Below are 1,248 nucleotides of genomic sequence, written 5' to 3'. Positions count from 1 at the left end.
CAACAATCAATAGGAAGGAATCACCAACCCTTTATGATTGAAATGGAGAAACTTTTAGAACAAAAACAAACATTCAATCTAATTGATAAACAAGTAAAAATTATAAATCCCATTCCCGAATTTATGTTTGCTTATTCATATGATGATAAAAAACCGACTAAAGATCAAGATAAAGCATTTCAAATGGAATATAAAGTTGTAGGTGCAAATATTCAAGTTATTAAATTAGCGGAGGGAGAATTCAAATTATTGGATTAATGAAAATAATTATCCATCGTGACATTGATCAAATTGGTGGATGCATAACAGAAATCGGTATATTTTTTAATTTATGAATTTTAAAATCCATAGAGGAACTCAGGAAATTGGCGGTTCTTGTGTTGAGATTTGGACCAACACAACAAAAATTATTGTTGATATCGGAATGCCCTTGGTCGTATCTGATGGACAAGAATTTAATTTCAAACAATACGAGAAATTAACAACAAAGGAATTAGTTCAAAAAGATATTTTGCCAGATATTGACGGACTGTATGATAATTCAACATCAAAAGTTGACGGCATTTTAATATCGCATTATCATCAAGACCATCATGGGTTCTTATCCTATGCAGACACCTCTATACCTATATTTACAGGGAAAGCTACACAGAGCATTTTGGAATTTAGTGATGGGTTCTTCAACGGAAAACAACTAAATAACCAATTTCAAAACTTCAATAAAGACAGTACATTTTCTATAGGCGACATCACTATTCAACCTTATTGGATGGACCATTCAGCTTTTGATGCTTATGCTTTTTTAATAGAAGCAAATGGAAAACGACTTTTTTATTCAGGTGATTTTAGAGGTCACGGCAGAAAAGAAAAGGTATTCAAGTGGTTTTTACACAACGCTCCTCAAAATGTGGATTACCTTCTAATGGAAGGCACAACAATCGGGAGAGGTCAGCAATCATTCCAATCAGAAAAAGATTTGGAAGAAGATTTTATGAAGGTTTTTAAATCTAAAAAGGAAATCAATTTTATCAATACATCTGCGCAAAACATTGACCGACTTGTGACAATTTATCGGGCTTGTAAAAGGACTAATAAACTTATGGTCATTGATGTTTACACCGCAGCTATTATGAAAGAGATGGCAAGCTATGCATCGATACCATTTCCTTCTACCCTATTTCCTGAAATCAAAGTGATGTACCCATATTTTTTAAGCAAAATGATTGCCAATAAAATTGGAAAAGAGTT

At 32.6% G+C, this 1,248-nt stretch carries 2 protein-coding genes; both read left to right on the top strand.

Annotated features, from left to right (window positions below; translation table 11 throughout):
- Positions 1 to 258, top strand: a 258-nt coding sequence (locus tag Q7T67_RS00085) for a hypothetical protein (protein WP_304785282.1), incomplete at its 5' end; no start/stop codon positions are given.
- A 73-nt stretch (positions 259 to 331) separates the two neighbouring features.
- Positions 332 to 1,248: MBL fold metallo-hydrolase (locus Q7T67_RS00080; protein ID WP_304785281.1), on the top strand; the 917-nt coding region annotated here is incomplete at its 3' end.

Origin of the sequence: Patulibacter sp. (assembly GCF_030655195.1) — a bacterium.
In the GTDB taxonomy this organism is placed as follows: domain Bacteria; phylum Actinomycetota; class Thermoleophilia; order Solirubrobacterales; family Solirubrobacteraceae; genus Patulibacter.
Note: the sequence above shows the minus strand (reverse complement) of the source record. Positions and strands in the feature narration are given on the sequence as shown.